This window comes from Streptomyces sp. NPDC111628, assembly GCF_055635195.1.
Map to the genome: position 1 here is coordinate 769,714 of NZ_JBVKBZ010000003.1, position 16,477 is coordinate 786,190.

Annotated in this window: 14 protein-coding genes; 8 read left to right on the plus strand and 6 right to left on the minus strand. The window is 71.7% G+C overall.

Going from position 1 to position 16,477, the window contains the following annotated elements; translation table 11 throughout:
• Nucleotides 1–38: 38 nt before the first annotated feature.
• The 6 genes from ACZ7MF_RS18465 to ACZ7MF_RS18490 all read right to left on the minus strand — a co-directional run bounded on the left by ACZ7MF_RS18465 (nt 39) and on the right by ACZ7MF_RS18490 (nt 6,192).
• Nucleotides 39–1,064 carry a LacI family DNA-binding transcriptional regulator gene (locus ACZ7MF_RS18465; protein ID WP_471477834.1) on the minus strand — a complete coding sequence of 342 codons (1,026 nt, stop codon included), beginning with the start codon at nt 1,062–1,064 and terminating at the stop codon, nt 39–41.
• Nucleotides 1,065–1,150: 86 nt separating this feature from the next.
• On the minus strand, nt 1,151–1,471 hold the full coding sequence (locus ACZ7MF_RS18470; protein WP_356856219.1) for an L-rhamnose mutarotase: 321 nt from the start codon (nt 1,469–1,471) through the stop codon (nt 1,151–1,153).
• Nucleotides 1,472–1,508: 37 nt separating this feature from the next.
• Complete coding sequence (rhaS, locus tag ACZ7MF_RS18475) at nt 1,509–2,591, minus strand: rhamnose ABC transporter substrate-binding protein (protein WP_471477835.1); 1,083 nt, start codon at nt 2,589–2,591, stop codon at nt 1,509–1,511.
• Nucleotides 2,592–2,631: 40 nt separating this feature from the next.
• The gene (locus tag ACZ7MF_RS18480; RefSeq protein ID WP_471477836.1) at nt 2,632–3,645 is read right to left on the minus strand and encodes an ABC transporter permease; all 1,014 of its coding nucleotides are present in this window, start codon (nt 3,643–3,645) and stop codon (nt 2,632–2,634) included.
• Nucleotides 3,638–4,678 (minus strand): ABC transporter permease, encoded by a 1,041-nt coding sequence (locus ACZ7MF_RS18485; RefSeq protein WP_471477837.1) that lies wholly within the window; start codon nt 4,676–4,678, stop codon nt 3,638–3,640. Before ACZ7MF_RS18485 ends, ACZ7MF_RS18480 begins: the two co-directional genes overlap by 8 nt.
• Nucleotides 4,675–6,192, minus strand: coding sequence for a sugar ABC transporter ATP-binding protein (locus tag ACZ7MF_RS18490; protein ID WP_471477838.1), 1,518 nt, complete (start codon nt 6,190–6,192; stop codon nt 4,675–4,677). Before ACZ7MF_RS18490 ends, ACZ7MF_RS18485 begins: the two co-directional genes overlap by 4 nt.
• Nucleotides 6,193–6,469: 277 nt before the next feature.
• On the opposite strand from ACZ7MF_RS18490, the gene rhaI reads away from it, so the two are divergent.
• From rhaI to ACZ7MF_RS18530, 8 genes are all read left to right on the plus strand, one after another.
• Nucleotides 6,470–7,630 (plus strand): L-rhamnose isomerase, encoded by a 1,161-nt coding sequence (gene rhaI / locus ACZ7MF_RS18495; RefSeq protein ID WP_471477839.1) that lies wholly within the window; start codon nt 6,470–6,472, stop codon nt 7,628–7,630.
• A 120-nt stretch (nt 7,631–7,750) separates the two neighbouring features.
• Nucleotides 7,751–9,790 (plus strand): bifunctional aldolase/short-chain dehydrogenase, encoded by a 2,040-nt coding sequence (locus ACZ7MF_RS18500; protein WP_471477840.1) that lies wholly within the window; start codon nt 7,751–7,753, stop codon nt 9,788–9,790.
• Nucleotides 9,787–11,241, plus strand: coding sequence for a rhamnulokinase (locus ACZ7MF_RS18505; protein WP_471477841.1), 1,455 nt, complete (start codon nt 9,787–9,789; stop codon nt 11,239–11,241). The genes ACZ7MF_RS18500 and ACZ7MF_RS18505 overlap by 4 nt, the downstream gene beginning before the upstream one ends.
• Nucleotides 11,242–11,319: 78 nt before the next feature.
• Nucleotides 11,320–12,072, plus strand: a complete 753-nt coding sequence (locus ACZ7MF_RS18510; protein ID WP_471477842.1) for a (Fe-S)-binding protein — start codon at nt 11,320–11,322, stop codon at nt 12,070–12,072.
• Nucleotides 12,069–13,562 carry a lactate utilization protein B gene (locus ACZ7MF_RS18515; protein ID WP_471477843.1) on the plus strand — a complete coding sequence of 498 codons (1,494 nt, stop codon included), beginning with the start codon at nt 12,069–12,071 and terminating at the stop codon, nt 13,560–13,562. Before ACZ7MF_RS18510 ends, ACZ7MF_RS18515 begins: the two co-directional genes overlap by 4 nt.
• The gene (locus ACZ7MF_RS18520) at nt 13,559–14,206 is read left to right on the plus strand and encodes a LutC/YkgG family protein (protein WP_471477844.1); all 648 of its coding nucleotides are present in this window, start codon (nt 13,559–13,561) and stop codon (nt 14,204–14,206) included. The genes ACZ7MF_RS18515 and ACZ7MF_RS18520 overlap by 4 nt, the downstream gene beginning before the upstream one ends.
• 124 nt (nt 14,207–14,330) lie before the next feature.
• On the plus strand, nt 14,331–15,116 hold the full coding sequence (locus ACZ7MF_RS18525) for an ABC transporter ATP-binding protein (RefSeq protein ID WP_356856241.1): 786 nt from the start codon (nt 14,331–14,333) through the stop codon (nt 15,114–15,116).
• Nucleotides 15,117–15,121: 5 nt separating this feature from the next.
• On the plus strand, nt 15,122–16,432 hold the full coding sequence (locus tag ACZ7MF_RS18530; protein ID WP_471478878.1) for an FtsX-like permease family protein: 1,311 nt from the start codon (nt 15,122–15,124) through the stop codon (nt 16,430–16,432).
• The last annotated feature ends 45 nt before the right edge of the window (nt 16,433–16,477 follow it).

The window sequence follows — 16,477 nt, forward strand, 5'->3', positions numbered from 1 at the left end:
ATCATGAAATCGTACGGAGGGATCTACTGAACGGCCGGTCAGCGAGCGGCGAGGCTGGAGCGCCGCACCACCAACTCCGGCTGGAGGACGACCCGTCGGTGCGGGTGGGCCCGGTCCGTGCCCTCCAGCTCGGTCTCCTCCAGGAGCAGCTCGGCGGCCATGGCGCCCATGGTGACGGCGGGCTGGCGCACGGAGGTGAGCGGGACGGCCGCGGCGGCGGCGAACTCGATGTCGTCGTAGCCCACGATCGCGAGGTCGTCGGGGACGCCGACCCCGGCGGCGTACATGGCCTGCAGGACGCCGAGGGCGAGCAGGTCGTTGGCGCAGAAGACGGCGGTCGGCCGCTCGGCGAGGCCCAGCAGGCGGGCACCGGCGTCGCGGCCCGCGGCGACGTCGAGGCGCTCGGTGGGCAGTTCGCGCAGCGCGTCGGGACCGAGCCCGGCCTCGGCGAGCGCGGCGAGGGCGCCGGTGCGGCGGTCGCGCACCTGGTTGAGGCCGGGCGGGCCGCTGACGTAGGCGATGGAGCGGTGTCCGGCGTCCACGAGGTGGCGTACGGCCAGCGCGCCGCCCGCGACGTCGTCGACGGAGACCGAGCACTCGGTGGTGCCCTCGGCGACCCGGTCGACCAGGACGAAGGGGATGTTGTGGCGCCGGAAGCCCTCGATGTTGCGGCCGGTGGCGTCGGCGGGGGTGAGCAGGACGCCCCGGACCCGCTGCTCGGCGAAGAGCGAGAGGTACTCGGCCTCCTCGCCCGGGTTCTGCGCGCTGTTGCAGACCATCACGCCGAGCCCGGCCTCGCGGGCGGCCCGCTCGGCGCCGCGGGCGACGTCGACGAAGAACGGGTTGCCCATGTCCAGGACGAGCAGCCCCATGATGCGACTGCGGCCGGCGCGCAGCTGGCGCGCGGACTCGCTGCGGACGTAGCCCAGCCGGTCGATCGCGGACAGCACCCGCGCCCGGGTCTCGGTCGCGACGGTGTCGGGGCGGTTGATGACGTTGGAGACCGTGCCCACGGAAACTCCGGCGGCGCGGGCGACGTCCTTGATACCCACGGAATGGGCCATCGGGCAGGGACCTCCGAGGTCGGGGTGGGTGTGGGGGCGGCCGCGGGACCTTCACACAGTACCCGGGCCACCCCGATACGGGGCCGTCAGGCGAGGTGGAAGACCTCGGTGAGGGGCTTCATCGCCTCGTCGGGGCGGGCCCCGTCGAGGGACTCGAACAGCGGGCCCATCTCCGCCTGCCAGCGGGCGTTGACCTCGGTGGCCTCCATGCCGTCCCGGGCGGCGGCGAAGTCCTCGGTCTCCAGGTAGCCGACGAGCAGGCCGTCGTCGCGCAGGAAGAGCGAGTAGTTGTGCCAGCCGGTGGCGGAGAGCGCCTCGCACATCTCCGGCCACACGGCGGCGTGGCGTTCGCGGTACTCCGCGATGCGGTCCCGGCGGACCTTGAGCAGGAAACAGACGCGCTGCATGAAGTACCGCTCCCGTGACGAGTGCTGAGGGCCGCGACTAGAAGTCGAACTGGTCGACGTTGTCGGCGGTGAACACGGTCGGCTTGCCGAGGTTGATCACACCGTCCTTGCCGATGGTGTACTCGCCCATGGCGCCGGCCTTGAAGGTCTCGCCCTCCTTGCCGGTGATCTGCCCGGAGGACAGGGCGACGGCAGTGCGCGCGGCCAGCTCGCCGAGCTTGGCCGGGTCCCAGAGCTCGAACGCCTCGACGGTGCCGTTCTTGACGTACTTGCGCATGTCGTTGGGGGTGCCGAGGCCGGTCAGCTTGACCTTGCCCTTGTACTTGGAGCCGGACAGGTACTGCGCGGCTGCCTTGATGCCCACGGTGGTCGGGGAGATGATCCCCTTCAGGTTCGGGTGCTCCTGGAGCAGGCCCTGGGTCTGCTGGAAGGACTTCTGGGCGTCGTCGTCGCCGTAGGCGACCTTGACCAGCTTGATGTCCTTGTACTTCGGGTCCTTCAGCTCGTCCTTCATGATCTCGATCCAGGCGTTCTGGTTCGTCGCGGTCTGCGCGGCGGACAGGATCGCGATCTCGCCCTTGTTGCCGATCTGCTCGGCCATCTGCTGCACCTGGGTGCGGCCGATGTCGTCGGCGGACGCCTGGGAGATGAAGGCGTTGCGGCACTCGGGGTTGGTGTCCGAGTCGTAGGTGACGACCTTGATGTCGTTCTTCATGGCCTGCTTGAGCGCGGTGCACAGGGCGCCCGGGTCCTGCGCGGAGACGGCGATGGCGTCGACCTGCTGCTGGGTGAGCGTGTTGACGTAGGAGACCTGGCCGGCGGTGTCGGTGCCGCTGGAGGTGCCGACCTCCTTGTAGCTGGAGCCCAGCTCCTTGAGGGCCTTCTCGCCGCCCTTGTCGGCGACGGTGAAGTAGGGGTTGTTGACCTGCTTGGGCAGGAAGCCGACGGTCAGTCCCTTCTTCGTCGCGGCGTTCGGGTCGGCCTTGCCCGCCGTGGCGGCCTTGCCGCCCTCGTCCTTGACGTCCTCCTTCGTGGTGCCGCCGCAGGCCGTGGCGGCCAGGGCGAGCGAGGTGACGGCGGCGAGGGCCGCGCAGGTACGGCGAATGGACGACTTGCGCATGGTGGGTTCCTTACGAGGGTGGACGGAGCCGGGGACGGGGTTACGGCGTGGGGGCGGGCGCCTTGGGCGGGGGCGTCGGTGCCGCCCTGCGTCCGGCCCTCGCGAGGGAGAGCTGCCGTGCGACCCGGGGGCCGAGCACGGAGAGGACGAGCAGGACGCCGGTGACGACGATCTGCGACTGGGCGGAGACGTCCTGGAGGCTCATGACGTTCTGCAGCGCGCCGAGCAGGAAGACACCGGCGATGGCGCCGCCGAGCGTGCCCTTGCCGCCGTCGAAGTCGATGCCGCCCAGGAGCACGGCGGCGACGACGGACAGTTCGAGGCCGGTGGCGTTGTCGTAGCGGGCGCTGGCGTAGTGCAGGGCCCAGAAGACGCCGGTGAGGGAGGACATCAGGCCGGTCAGGGTGAACAGGATCAGCTTCTGCCGCTTGACCCGGATGCCGGCGAACCGCGCGGCCTCCTCACTGGCGCCGACGGCGAACAGCGACCGGCCGAACGGCATGGCGTGCAGGGCGACCACGGCGATGGCCAGCAGCACCAGGAACGGCAGGAAGGCGTACGGAAGGAAGGTGCCGTCGATGCGTCCGGCCGCGAAGTCCAGGTACTGCGAGGGGAAGTCGGTCACCGCGTCGGAGCCGAGCACGATCTGCGCGATGCCCCGGTAGGCGGCCATGGTGCCGATGGTGACGGCGAGCGAGGGCAGTCCGAGGCGGGTGACCAGGAGGCCGTTGACCAGGCCGCAGACCACGCCGAGCAGCAGGCAGATCGGGATGATCGTCTCGATGGTCATGCCCTGGTTCCACAGGGCACCCATGACCGCGCCGGACAGGCCCGCGGTGGAGGCGACCGACAGGTCGATCTCGCCGGAGACGACCAGCAGCGTCATCGGCAGGGCGATGAGCGCGATCGGCAGCGTGTTGCCGATCAGGAAGGACAGGTTGAGGGCGTTGCCGAAGCCGTCGACGAAGCCGAAGGAGAGCAGCAGGACGACCACGAGCAGGGCGCCCACCACGGTGTCCCATCGGACGGCGCGCGTCAGGGAGCTGTCAGCCATGGCGGGCGTTCCTCTTCTTCAGGGCGTTGGCCACGCGCAGCGCGACGATCCGGTCGACGGCGATGGCGAGGATGAGCAGGATGCCGTTGATGGCCAGCACCCACACCGAGCTGACGCCGAGGGCGGGCAGCACGCTGTTGATCGAGGTCAGCAGCAGCGCGCCGAGGGCCGCGCCGTAGACGCTGCCGGAGCCGCCGGTGAAGACGACGCCGCCGACCACCACGGCGCTGACGACGGTCAGTTCGTAGCCGTTGCCGGTGCCGGAGTCGACGTTGCCGAAGCGGGCCAGGTAGAGGGCGCCGGCGAGTCCGGCGAGGGCGCCGCAGAAGGTGTAGGCGGCCAGGATCCGCTTGCGGACCGGGATGCCGGCCAGCCGGGCGGCCTCGGGGTTGGAGCCGAGGGCGTACAGCTCGCGTCCGCTGCCGAAGTGCTTGAGGTAGTAGGCCGTGGCGACGAGCACCGCCAGGGCGATCATGGCCAGCCAGGGCACGGCGGAGATGCCGCCGGAGCCGAAGTCGACGAAGCCGCCGGGCAGGTCGGCCGCGGTGATCTGCCGGGAGCCGACCCAGATGGAGTCGATGCCGCGGATGATGTACAGGGTGCCGAGGGTGACGACCAGGGCGGGCACCTGGCCGAGGCTGACCAGCGCGCCGTTGAGCAGGCCGAAGCCGACGCCCGTCAGCACGGCGAGCAGCACGGCCACGACGGGGTTGCCGCCGCCCTGGAGGTAGGTGCCGGCGGCGAAGGCGCTGATGCCGAGGGTGGAGCCGACGGACAGGTCGACGTTGCGGGTGATGACGACCAGGGACTGTCCGGTGGCGACCAGGACCAGGATGGTCGCGTTGAGCAGCAGGTCCTTGATGCCCTGCTCGGACAGGAACTCGCTGTTGCCGGCCTGGGTGATGGCGATCATCACCAGGAAGACCAGCAGGATGGCCAGTTCGCGCATCTTGAAGACGCGGTCCACCAGCCGGGTGGCGCCCGCCTTCGGCACATCGGCCGCGGGGGCCTTCTCGGGTGTGGTGACCGTCATGCGGCGGCCCTCCCCGTGGCTGCGGCCATCACGGTCTCCTCGGTGGCGTCGGTGCGGGAAATCTCGGCGGTCAGCCGGCCCTCGTGCATCACCAGGACGCGGTCGGCCATGCCGAGCACCTCGGGCAGGTCGGAGGAGATCATCAGGACGGCCACGCCGTCGGCGGCGAGCTGCGAAAGGAGCCGGTGCACCTCCGCCTTGGTGCCGACGTCGATGCCGCGGGTGGGTTCGTCGACGATCAGCACCTTGGGGCCGGTGGCCAGCCACTTGGCGAGGACGACCTTCTGCTGGTTGCCGCCGGACAGGGTGGCGACGGTGTCGGCGATGCGGGCGTACTTGACCTGGAGCTTGACCGCCCAGTCCAGGGAGCGGCTGCGCTCGGCGCCGCGGTCCACGAGTCCGGCCCTCACGGTCGTGCGCAGGCCGGTGAGGCCGATGTTCCGCTCGATGGACATGTCCATCACCAGTCCCTGGGCGCGGCGGTCCTCCGGGACCAGCGCGAGACCGGCTGCCATCGCGGTGGACGGGGCGCCGTTGACGAGCGGCTTGCCGTCGACCTCGACCGCCCCCGCGTCCCAGCGGTCGACGCCGAAGACGGCGCGGGCGACCTCGGTGCGTCCGGCGCCGACCAGTCCGGCCAGCGCCACGATCTCACCGCGGCGCACCTCGAAGGAGACGTCGGTGAAGACGCCCTCGCGGGTCAGCCTGCGCACACTGAGGGCCGTCTCGCCGGGGGTGACCTCCTGCTTGGGGTACAGCTCTTCGAGGTCGCGGCCGACCATGCGGCGCACCAGGTCGTCCTCGGTCATGTCCTCCAGGGGCTCGCTGGCGATCCAGGCGCCGTCGCGCAGGGTGGTGACCCGCTTGCAGATGCGGAAGATCTCCTCCAGGCGGTGGGAGATGAACAGCACCGCGGCGCCCTGGTCGCGCAGGGTGCGCACCACGCCGAAGAGCCGGGCCACCTCGCTGCCGGTGAGGGCGGCGGTCGGCTCGTCCATGATCAGCACGCGGGCGTCGAAGGAGAGCGCCTTGGCGATCTCCACGATCTGCTGGTCCGCGATGGACAGGCCCCGTGCGGGCCTGTCGGGGTCGAGTTCGACCCCGAGGCGCAGCATGAGTGCCGCGGTGGCGTCGTGGGTCGCCTTGTGGTCGATGCGGCCGAGGGCGCGGCGCGGCTGGCGGCCCATGAAGATGTTCTCGGCGATCGACAGGTCGGGAAAGAGGGTGGGCTCCTGGTAGATCACGGCGATGCCGGCGTCGCGGGCGTCGCCGGGACCGTGGAAGACGACCGGCGCGCCGTCGAGCAGCACCTGGCCGGCGTCCGGCCGGTGCACTCCGGCCAGCGTCTTGATGAGGGTCGACTTTCCGGCGCCGTTCTCGCCGGCGAGGGCGTGCACCTCGCCGGGGAACAGCTCCAGGGAGACGTCCCGCAGCGCACGGACCGCGCCGAAGGACTTGGAGACGTCCCTGAGCGCCAGAACCGGGGCCGAACCCGTGTCGGACGGGTGGGTCATTGGGGGCTCCTCGACGACGCCGGGCGGGACGGCCCTCACGGCGTCGTGAAAGGTTTCAACTCGGTTGCCGGGGACGTTAGGCAGCGAGGGTATGTCACGTCAATGGTTCCGGGTCGAAAAAGTTTCGATACCCGAAGGTCACGACGGAGTCACGAACAGCCGGAGCGGCCGGAAGGGTTGACACCCCTTCGAGCGGCTCATAGCTTCGCGTTCTGAATCGTTTCACACATGGTCGTACTCACAGCAGGCCACGACCCGATGCCACAGGAGCGCCGAAGTGACCGAGCTCGCCGCGGTGAAAGCCGCGCTCAAGACCCAGGCCGTCGAGACGCCGTCGTGGGCGTACGGCAACTCGGGCACCCGCTTCAAGGTGTTCGCCCAGGCCGGTGTCCCGCGCGACCCCTTCGAGAAGCTGGACGACGCGGCGAAGGTGCACGAGTTCACCGGCGCGGCCCCGACCGTCGCCCTGCACATCCCGTGGGACAGGGTCGAGGACTACGCCGCACTGGCGGCGCACGCCGAGAAGCGGGGCGTACGGATCGGCGCGATCAACTCCAACACCTTCCAGGACGACGACTACAAGCTGGGCAGCATCTGCCACCCCGAGGCGGCGGTGCGCAGGAAGGCCGTCGACCACCTGCTGGAATGCGTCGACATCATGGACGCCACCGGGTCGCGCGACCTGAAGCTGTGGTTCGCCGACGGCACGAACTACCCGGGACAGGACGACATCCGGTCCCGGCAGGACCGGCTGGCCGAGGGCCTGGCCGAGGTGTACGAACGGCTCGGCGAGGGGCAGCGGATGCTCCTTGAGTACAAGCTCTTCGAGCCGGCGTTCTACACGACGGACGTGCCGGACTGGGGCACGGCGTACGCGCACTGCCTCAAGCTGGGCGAGAGGGCTCAGGTCGTGGTCGACACGGGGCACCACGCGCCGGGCACGAACATCGAGTTCATCGTGGCGACGCTGCTGCGGGAGGGGAAGCTCGGCGGATTCGACTTCAACTCGCGGTTCTACGCCGACGACGACCTGATGGTGGGTGCCGCCGACCCGTTCCAGCTGTTCCGGATCATGTACGAGGTGGTGCGCGGGGGCGGGTTCACCTCCGACGTCGCCTTCATGCTCGACCAGTGCCACAACATCGAGGCGAAGATCCCGGCCATCATCCGGTCGGTGATGAACGTGCAGGAGGCCACGGCGAAGGCGCTGCTGGTCGACGGTGCGGCGCTGGCCGCCGCGCAGGGCTCGGGGGATGTGCTGGAGGCCAACGCGGTGTTGATGGACGCGTATGACACGGACGTGCGTCCGATTCTTCGGGAGGTGCGGGAGGAGTCGGGGCTGGACCCCGAGCCCATGAAGGCGTATCGCTCCTGCGGGTGGGCGGAGAAGGTCGTCGCCGAGCGGGTTGGTGGCGAGCAGGCGGGGTGGGGGGCCTAGTCCGTAAGCGTCTGCCGGGTTTGTGTTGTTCGCGGGCTGCGGGCCGTATGTGGCTGGTCGCGCAGTTCCCCGCGCCCCTTGCGGGGCGCATCTCCGCCCCTCGATCGAAAAGGCACCGTCATGACATCTCACCCTGAAGCCGCCGCCCTCCTCGCCCGTTCCCATCGGCTCGGTGCCGATCCGCGCAACACCAACTACGCCGGTGGCAACGCGTCCGCCAAGGGCACCGGGACCGATCCCGTCACCGGGGGTGACGTGGAGCTGATGTGGGTCAAGGGGTCCGGCGGGGACCTCGGGACGCTCACCGGGGCCGGGCTCGCCGTGCTGCGGCTGGACCGGATGCGGGCGCTCAAGGGCGTCTACCCGGGCGTCGAGCGCGAGGACGAGATGGTCGCCGCCTTCGACTACTGCCTGCACGGCAAGGGCGGCGCCGCGCCCTCGATCGACACGGCGATGCACGGGCTCGTCGAGGCCGCACACGTCGACCACCTCCACCCCGACTCCGGGATCGCGCTGGCCTGCGCGGCGGACGGGGAGAAGCTGACCGCCGAGTGCTTCGGCGACACCGTGGTGTGGGTGCCGTGGCGGCGGCCCGGGTTCCAGCTGGGGCTGGACATCGCGGCCGTCAAGGAGGCCAACCCGCAGGCCGTCGGCTGTGTGCTCGGCGGGCACGGCATCACCGCCTGGGGCGACACCTCCGAGGAGTGCGAGCGCAACTCGCTGCACATCATCCGCACCGCCGAGGCCTTCCTGGCCGAGCGCGGCAAGGCCGAGCCGTTCGGCGCGGTGGTCGAGGGGTACGAGGCGCTGCCCGAGGCCGAGCGGCGGGAGCGGGCGGCGGCGCTGGCGCCGTACGTCCGGGGGCTGGCCTCGCAGGACCGGGCGCAGGTCGGGCACTTCACCGACACGGACGTGGTCCTGGACTTCCTCGCGCGCGCCGAGCACCCGCGGCTCGCCGCGCTCGGCACCTCCTGTCCGGACCACTTCCTGCGGACGAAGGTACGGCCGCTGCTCCTGGACGTGGCGCCGACCGCGCCGCTGGAGGAGGCGGTGGCCCGGCTCAAGGAGCTGCACGCGGCCTACCGGGAGGAGTACGCCGCCTACTACGAGCGGCACGCGGAGCCGGACTCCCCCGCCATGCGCGGCGCGGACCCGGCGATCGTGCTGGTGCCGGGTGTCGGCATGTTCAGCTTCGGCAAGGACAAGCAGACCGCCCGGGTGGCCGGCGAGTTCTACGTCAACGCGGTCAACGTGATGCGCGGCGCCGAGGCGGTGTCGTCGTACGCGCCGATCGAGGAGTCGGAGAAGTTCCGCATCGAGTACTGGGCGCTGGAGGAGGCCAAGCTCCGGCGGATGCCGCAGCCCAAGCCGCTGGCCACCCGTGTCGCGCTCGTGACCGGTGCGGGCAGCGGGATCGGGAAGGCGATCGCGCGGCGGCTGGCCGACGAGGGCGCCTGTGTGGTCGTCGCCGACCTGAACGCCGGGAACGCGGCGGCGGTCGCGGAGGAGCTGGGCGGGGACGACAAGGCCGTCGCCGTGACCGTCGACGTCACCTCCGAGGAGCAGATCGCCGAGGCGTTCAAGGCGGCCGTGCTCGCCTTCGGCGGGGTCGACCTGGTGGTCAACAACGCGGGGATCTCCATCTCCAAGCCGCTCCTCGAGACCACGGCCAAGGACTGGGACCTCCAGCACGACATCATGGCCCGCGGCTCCTTCCTCGTCTCGCGCGAGGCGGCCCGGGTGATGACCGCGCAGGAGCTGGGCGGCGACATCGTCTACATCGCGTCGAAGAACGCCGTGTTCGCCGGCCCCAACAACATCGCCTACTCCGCCACCAAGGCCGACCAGGCCCACCAGGTGCGCCTGCTCGCCGCCGAGCTGGGCGAGCACGGCATCCGGGTCAACGGCGTCAATCCCGACGGTGTGGTGCGCGGTTCCGGGATCTTCGCGGGCGGCTGGGGCGCCAAGCGCGCGGCCGTGTACGGCGTGCCGGAGGAGAAGCTGGGCGAGTTCTACGCCCAGCGCACGCTGCTCAAGCGCGAGGTGCTGCCCGAGCACGTCGCGAACGCCGTGTTCGCGCTGACCGGCGGCGAGCTGACCCACACGACCGGCCTGCACGTCCCGGTCGACGCCGGTGTCGCCGCCGCGTTCCTGCGATGAGCACCGCCGACGACGCCAAGGCGTGCGCCGCGGTCGACCTCGGCGCGTCCAGCGGGCGCGTCATGGTCGGCCGCGTCGGCGCCGACCGGCTGGAGCTGACCGAGGCGCACCGCTTCCCCAACCGGCCGGTCCGTACGCCCGACGGGCTGCGCTGGGACGTCCTCGCGCTGTACGCCGGGGTGCTGGACGGCCTGCGGGCGGCGGGTCCGGTGGACTCGGTCGGCGTGGACAGCTGGGCCGTCGACCACGGCCTGCTGGACGCGGACGGCGCGCTGCTCGGCAACCCCGTGCACTACCGGGACGCCCGCACGGAGGGTGTCGCGGAGCAGGTGTGGGCCTCGCTGCCCGCCGGGGAGCTGTACGCGGCGACGGGCTTGCAGTACGCGCCCTTCAACACCCTTTACCAGCTCGTCGCGGCGCGGGGCACCGCCCAGTTCGCGGCGGCGCGGCGGCTGCTGCTCGTCCCCGACCTGCTGACCTACTGGCTGACCGGCGAGCAGGGCACCGAGCTGACCAACGCCTCCACCACCCAGTTGATCGACCCCCGCACCCGGGACTGGTCGCGGGAGGTCGCGGACCGGCTGGGGATCGACCTCGGCCTGTTCGCGCCGCTGCGCCGGCCCGGGGACGCGGCGGGGCTGCTGCGACCGCAGGTGCTGGAGGAGACGGGGCTGACGGGGCCCGTGCCGGTGACGGCGGTCGGTTCGCACGACACCGCCTCCGCGGTCGCCGCCGTCCCGGCCACGGGCGAACGGTTCGCCTACATCTGCACCGGCACCTGGTCACTGGCCGGTCTCGAACTGACCGCGCCCGTGCTGACGGAGGAGAGCCGGGCCGCCAACTTCACCAACGAGTTGGGGTTGGACGGCACGGTCCGCTACCTGCGCAACATCATGGGGCTGTGGCTGCTCCAGGAGTGCGTGCGGGCCTGGGGCGACCCCGATCTGGGCGGGCTGCTGCTGGAGGCGGCGCGGGTGCCGGAGCTGCGCTCGGTGGTCGACGCCGGTGACGCGGCGTTCCTGGCGCCGGGGCGGATGCCGGAGCGGATCGCCGAGGCCTGCCGCGCCTCGGGACAGCCGGTGCCCGAGACGCCCGCCGAGGTGACCCGGTGCATCCTCGACTCGCTGGCGCTGGCCCACCGCGCGGCCGTCGAGGAGGCGCAGCGGCTCGCCGGGCATCCGGTCGACGTCGTGCACGTGGTCGGCGGCGGCACCCGCAACGCGCTGCTGTGCCGGCTGACCGCCGACGCCTGCGGGCTGCCGGTGGTGGCGGGGCCGACGGAGGCCGCCGCACTCGGCAACGTCCTGGTGCAGGCCCGCGCCCACGGACTGGTCGGCGACCTCGCCGGGATGCGCCGGCTGGTGGCGCGCACCCAGCCGCTGACCCGGTACGAACCGCGCGGCGACCCGGCGCGCTGGCGGGCGGCCGCGGCCCGACTCGCCGACCGGTGAGCCGAGGGTCCCCAGCACCGGCTCGGCCGACTAGTCTGCACTCATCATTCATCCGATGATCGAACACGAGGAGCCGCGATGCGTGTCGCTCTGTTCCTGACCTGCGTCAACGACACGCTCTATCCGGACACCGGCCGTGCCGTGGTGGCGCTGCTGACCAGACTCGGTGTCGAGGTCGACTTCCCGATGGCCCAGACGTGTTGCGGTCAGGCGCACTACAACACCGGCTACCGGCACGAGGCCGAGCCGCTGGCCCGGCACTTCGCCGACGTGTTCGCGGACTACGACGCGATCGTGACGCCCTCGGGCTCCTGCGGCGCGATGGTGCGGGAGCTGTATCCGCGGCTGGGCGAGCGGGCGCGGGCGGAGGGGCGCGGGGACACGCTCGCCACCGTGCTGGCGCCGGTGGTGCCGAAGACGTACGAGCTGACGGAGTTCCTGGTGGACGTGCTCGGGGTGACCGACGTGGGGGCGTACTACCCGCACACGGTGACGTACCACCCGACCTGTCACGGCCTGCGGAGCCTCGGTCTGGGCGACCGGCCGCGGCGGCTGCTGGAGGCGGTGAAGGGGCTGGAGCTGGTGGAGTTGCCGGGCGCCGAGGAGTGCTGCGGGTTCGGCGGCACCTTCGCCGTGAAGAACTCCGACGTGTCGGCGGCGATGGGCGCGGACAAGGTGCGCAACGCCGAGTCCACCGGCGCGGACGTGCTGTGCGCGGCCGACAACTCCTGTCTCATGCACATCGGCGGCACCATGACGCGGCTGCGCACCGGCATGCGGCCCGTGCACATCGCGGAGATCCTGGCGAGCACTGGGGAGGCTGCCGTATGAGCGGGACGTTCGTGGGGATGCCGGCCTTTCCCGTCGCGGCCCGGGAGGCCGTGGGCAACAAGACACTGCGCGGCAATCTGCGCCACGCCACCCACACCATCCGGGACAAGCGGGCCCGCGCGGTGGCGGAGCTGGACGACTGGGCGGCACTGCGCGAGGCCGGGAAGCAGATCAAGGACCACACGCTGCGCCACCTCGACCGGTACCTGGTGCAGGTGGAGGAGGCGGTCACGGCCGCCGGCGGCACGGTGCACTGGGCCGCCGACGCGGACGAGGCCAACGAGACCGTCGCCCGCCTCGTGAAGGAGACCGGCGAGTCGGAGGTCGTCAAGGTCAAGTCGATGGCGACGCAGGAGATCGCCCTCAACGAGGCGCTGGAGGCACAGGGCATCCACGCCTACGAGACCGATCTCGCCGAGCTGATCGTGCAGTTGGGCAAGGACCGGCCCTCGCACATCCTGGTGCCCGCCATCCACCGCAACCGCGGCGAGATCCGGGACATCTTCCGTTCCGAGATGAGCGAGTGGGGCCGCCCCGCGCCCGAGAACCTGACGGACACGCCCGCCGAACTCGCCGAGGCGGCCCGGCTGCACCTGCGGGAGAAGTTCCTGCGGGCCAAGGTCGGCATCTCCGGCGCCAACTTCGTGGTGGCCGAGACCGGGACGCTGGTGGTCGTGGAGTCGGAGGGCAACGGGCGGATGTGCCTGACCCTGCCCGAGACGCTGATCTCGGTCGTCGGCATCGAGAAGATCGTGCCGAGGTGGCAGGACCTGGAGGTCTTCCTGCAGACCCTCCCCCGCTCCTCGACGGCCGAGCGCATGAACCCGTACACGTCCATGTGGACCGGCACCAGCGACGGCCGGGCCGGGGAAGGGGACGGCCCGCGCACCTTCCACCTGGTCCTGCTGGACAACGGCCGCACCGACACCCTCGCCGACGAGGTCGGCCGCCAGGCGCTGCGCTGCATCCGCTGCTCGGCCTGCCTCAACGTGTGCCCGGTGTACGAGCGGGCCGGCGGGCACGCCTACGGCTCGGTGTACCCGGGCCCCATCGGCGCGATCCTCAGCCCGCAACTGCGGGGCACCGGCAGCGAGATCGACGCCTCCCTGCCGTACGCGTCCTCTCTGTGCGGTGCCTGCTACGAGGTGTGCCCGGTCGCCATCGACATCCCCGAGGTGCTGGTGCACCTGCGGGAACGGGTGGTGCAGGGCGGACCGGCCGTCCGGCAGGGCAACCGGGTGGTGCTGAAGCCCGCCAAGGGCCATGCCGCCGAGCGCGCGGCGATGCGGGCGGCGCAGTGGGCCCTCACGCGTCCGGGCGCGCTGCGGACCGGACAGCGGCTGGCCTCGCGCACCCGCCGTCTGCATCCGCGCACGCTGCCCGGTCCCGGCCGGGCGTGGAGCGGCAGCCGGGACCTGCCTGCGGTGCCCGCGGAGCCGTTCCGGGACTGGTGGCAGCGCACGCACGGCGGGAAGGACGGAGCGAAGTGAACAGCAGGGAACGCATTCTGGGCCGGGTACGGCGCGCCCTGGCGGACGTGCCGGACGACGCGAGGCCCTACGAGGAGGCCGTGGCCCGGGACTATCTGCGCGAGCACGGGCGCCGGTCGGTGCCGGAGACGGTGGACCTCCTCGCCGAGCACCTGGCGGACTACCGGGCGATCGTCCACCGGTGCGCGGACGGGGAGTTGCCCGAGCTGCTGAGGCGGCTCCTGGCGGCGCACGGCTCGCGCAGCGTCGTGGTCCCGCCGGAACTGCCCCCGGGATGGCTGGAGACGGTCGACGCGACCCGTGTCCAGGACCGGGCGGCAAGCACCCCGCACGAACTCGACCGGATCGACAGCGTGGTCACCGGTTGCGCCGTGGCCGTCGCCGAGACCGGCACGATCGTCCTGGACGGCTCCCCCGACCAGGGGCGGCGGCGCATCACCCTCGTCCCCGACCACCACATCTGCGTCGTACGGGTACCCGACCAGGTCGTGTCCTCGGTGCCCGAGGCGCTCGGACGCCTCGACCCGAAACGGCCGTTGACGTGGATCTCCGGGCCCTCCGCGACCAGTGACATCGAGTTGGACCGCGTCGAGGGGGTGCACGGCCCGCGCACCCTGGAAGTAGTGCTGGTGGGCGGCTCCTAGCGCGGGGGGTGTCGCTGAGTACACCCCCCGATACGGGTTCTGCACCCAGTGTGGCCCGGCCCCACTCTCCGTAGCGTCTTCCACGAGGCACCGCACAGGGCGTGCCACACGGAAGGTGATCACGATGTTTCGCTCCGGCGCACGAGGCAACCAGGACCCCGGCCCCGCCCCCGAGGCACTCCGGCTGGTCAAGGTGACCCGGACGTACGGCTCGGCGGAGAACGCCGTGACCGCTCTGGACGGTGTGACGCTGAGCCTGGGACGCGGCACCTTCACCGCGGTGATGGGGCCGTCCGGCTCGGGCAAGTCCACGCTGCTCCAGTGCGCGGCCGGCCTCGACCGGCCGGACAGCGGCATCGTGTGCGTGGACGGCAAGGAGCTGACGGGTGGCGGCGAGGCGGAGCTGACCAGGTTCCGACGTGGCCGGGTCGGGTTCGTCTTCCAGCAGTACAACCTGCTGGAGACGCTGACCGTCGCGCAGAACACGGTGCTGCCGCTCAAGCTGGCCGGCCGGCGCGTCGACCGCGGGCGCGCCCGCGAGGTGCTGACCTCGGTCGGCCTCGGCGACCGGCTCGGTCACCGTCCCGACCAGCTCTCCGGCGGTCAGCGGCAGCGGGTGGCGATCGCCCGGGCCCTGGTCACCGAACCGCGGGTGATCTTCGCGGACGAGCCGACGGGCGCGCTGGACACCCGCAGCGCCCGGCAGGTGCTGCTGCTCCTCCAGGAGGCGGTGCGGGTGCACGGGCGGACCGTGGTGATGGTGACGCACGACCCGCTGGCCGCCTCGTACGCCGACTCGGTGGTCTTCCTCGCCGACGGCCGGCTGGCGGGGCGGATGGACGCGCCCACCCCGGACGCGGTCGCGGAGCGGCTGGCGCACCTGGGCGACGACGTGCCGGCGGGGGTGTGAGCATGATGTTCGTACTGGCTCTTCGGTCGATCCGGCAACGCCCCGGGCGGTTCCTCGCGACGCTGCTGTCCGCCTTTCTCGGGGCGGTGATCATCATGACGTTCAACTCGATGCAGGACACGTCCGGGCAGGCCGGCATCGACACGGTCAGCGCGGAGACCCTGGGCAAGTCGGCGGGGGTCGTCGGTGGTTACGGGACCCTGCTGGTGTTCTTCGCGGTGGCCTCGACGCTGACGGTCAACGTGCGCCAGCGCACCGCCGAGCTGGAGCTGCTGCGCTGCTCGGGGGCGACCCCGGCGCAGATCAAGCGGATGGTCGTGGGTGAGGCGGTGGCCGTGGCGCTGGTGGGCGCGGCCCTCGCGATCGGCCCCGCGATGCTCGGTGGACGGGCGCTGCTGGGCATGTTCCACGACAGCGGTCAGGTGGCGCGGTCCGTGGACTACTCCTTCGGGACCTTCGCGCTGTCGAGCGGTGTGTCCATCACCCTGCTGGCGTCCGCGGGCGCCGCCTTCCTGGCGGTACGGCGCCTGACGCGCCGTGGCCGGGAGCGGACCGGCGCGAAGCGGTTCCTGGCCGGTGCGGCGCTGGTCACCGGCGCCTCGGCGGCCGGTGCCACATTCCTGTTCTCCGCGACGGACGAGATGCTGATGGCGGCTCCGGCCTACGGGGCGATCCTGCTGTCGGTCGGTTTCGCCCTGCTGTCGCCGCGACTGCTGAAGGGCGTGCTCGACCGGCTGCCGCTGACCGGGGCGAGCGGCTGGCTGGCCGTGCGCAACCTGCGTGAGCGGGCGAGTCACATGGCCGGGATCCTGGTCTCGCTGATCCTGTTCACCGCGGTGTCGACGGCGACGATCACGATGCAGTCGGTGGAGAGCGACGCGGTGAAGGCCTCGGGTCTGGTCAAGTCGGTCGACGCCAAGAACCTGGAGACGCTGAACCTCACGGTGGTCGGCATCATCGCGGTGTTCGTGTGCGTGATGCTGATCAACTCGCTGTACGCGGCGACGACGTACCGCTCGCGCGAGTTCGGTCAGCAGCGGCTGGCGGGGGCGACACCCGGGCAGGTGCTGGGAGTGGTCGGCGCCGAGGGCGTGATCCTCACGGTCACGGGGGTGTTCTTCGGCACGGTGGCCGCGCTGGCCGGTGTGGTGCCGTTCACGGTGGTCCGCACCGACGCGGTGCTGCCGGACCAGTTCCTCGGTGTGTGGCTCGCGATGGTGGCGCTGGCGGCGACGGTGACGCTGGGGACGAGCCTGGGCACGGCCCGGCGGGTGCTGCGGACACCGGCGGTGGGGGCGGTGACGCTGGCCGCGTGAGCGATAGGGCAAAGAGGGAGGGGGCGACCGCTGTGGCGGTCGCCC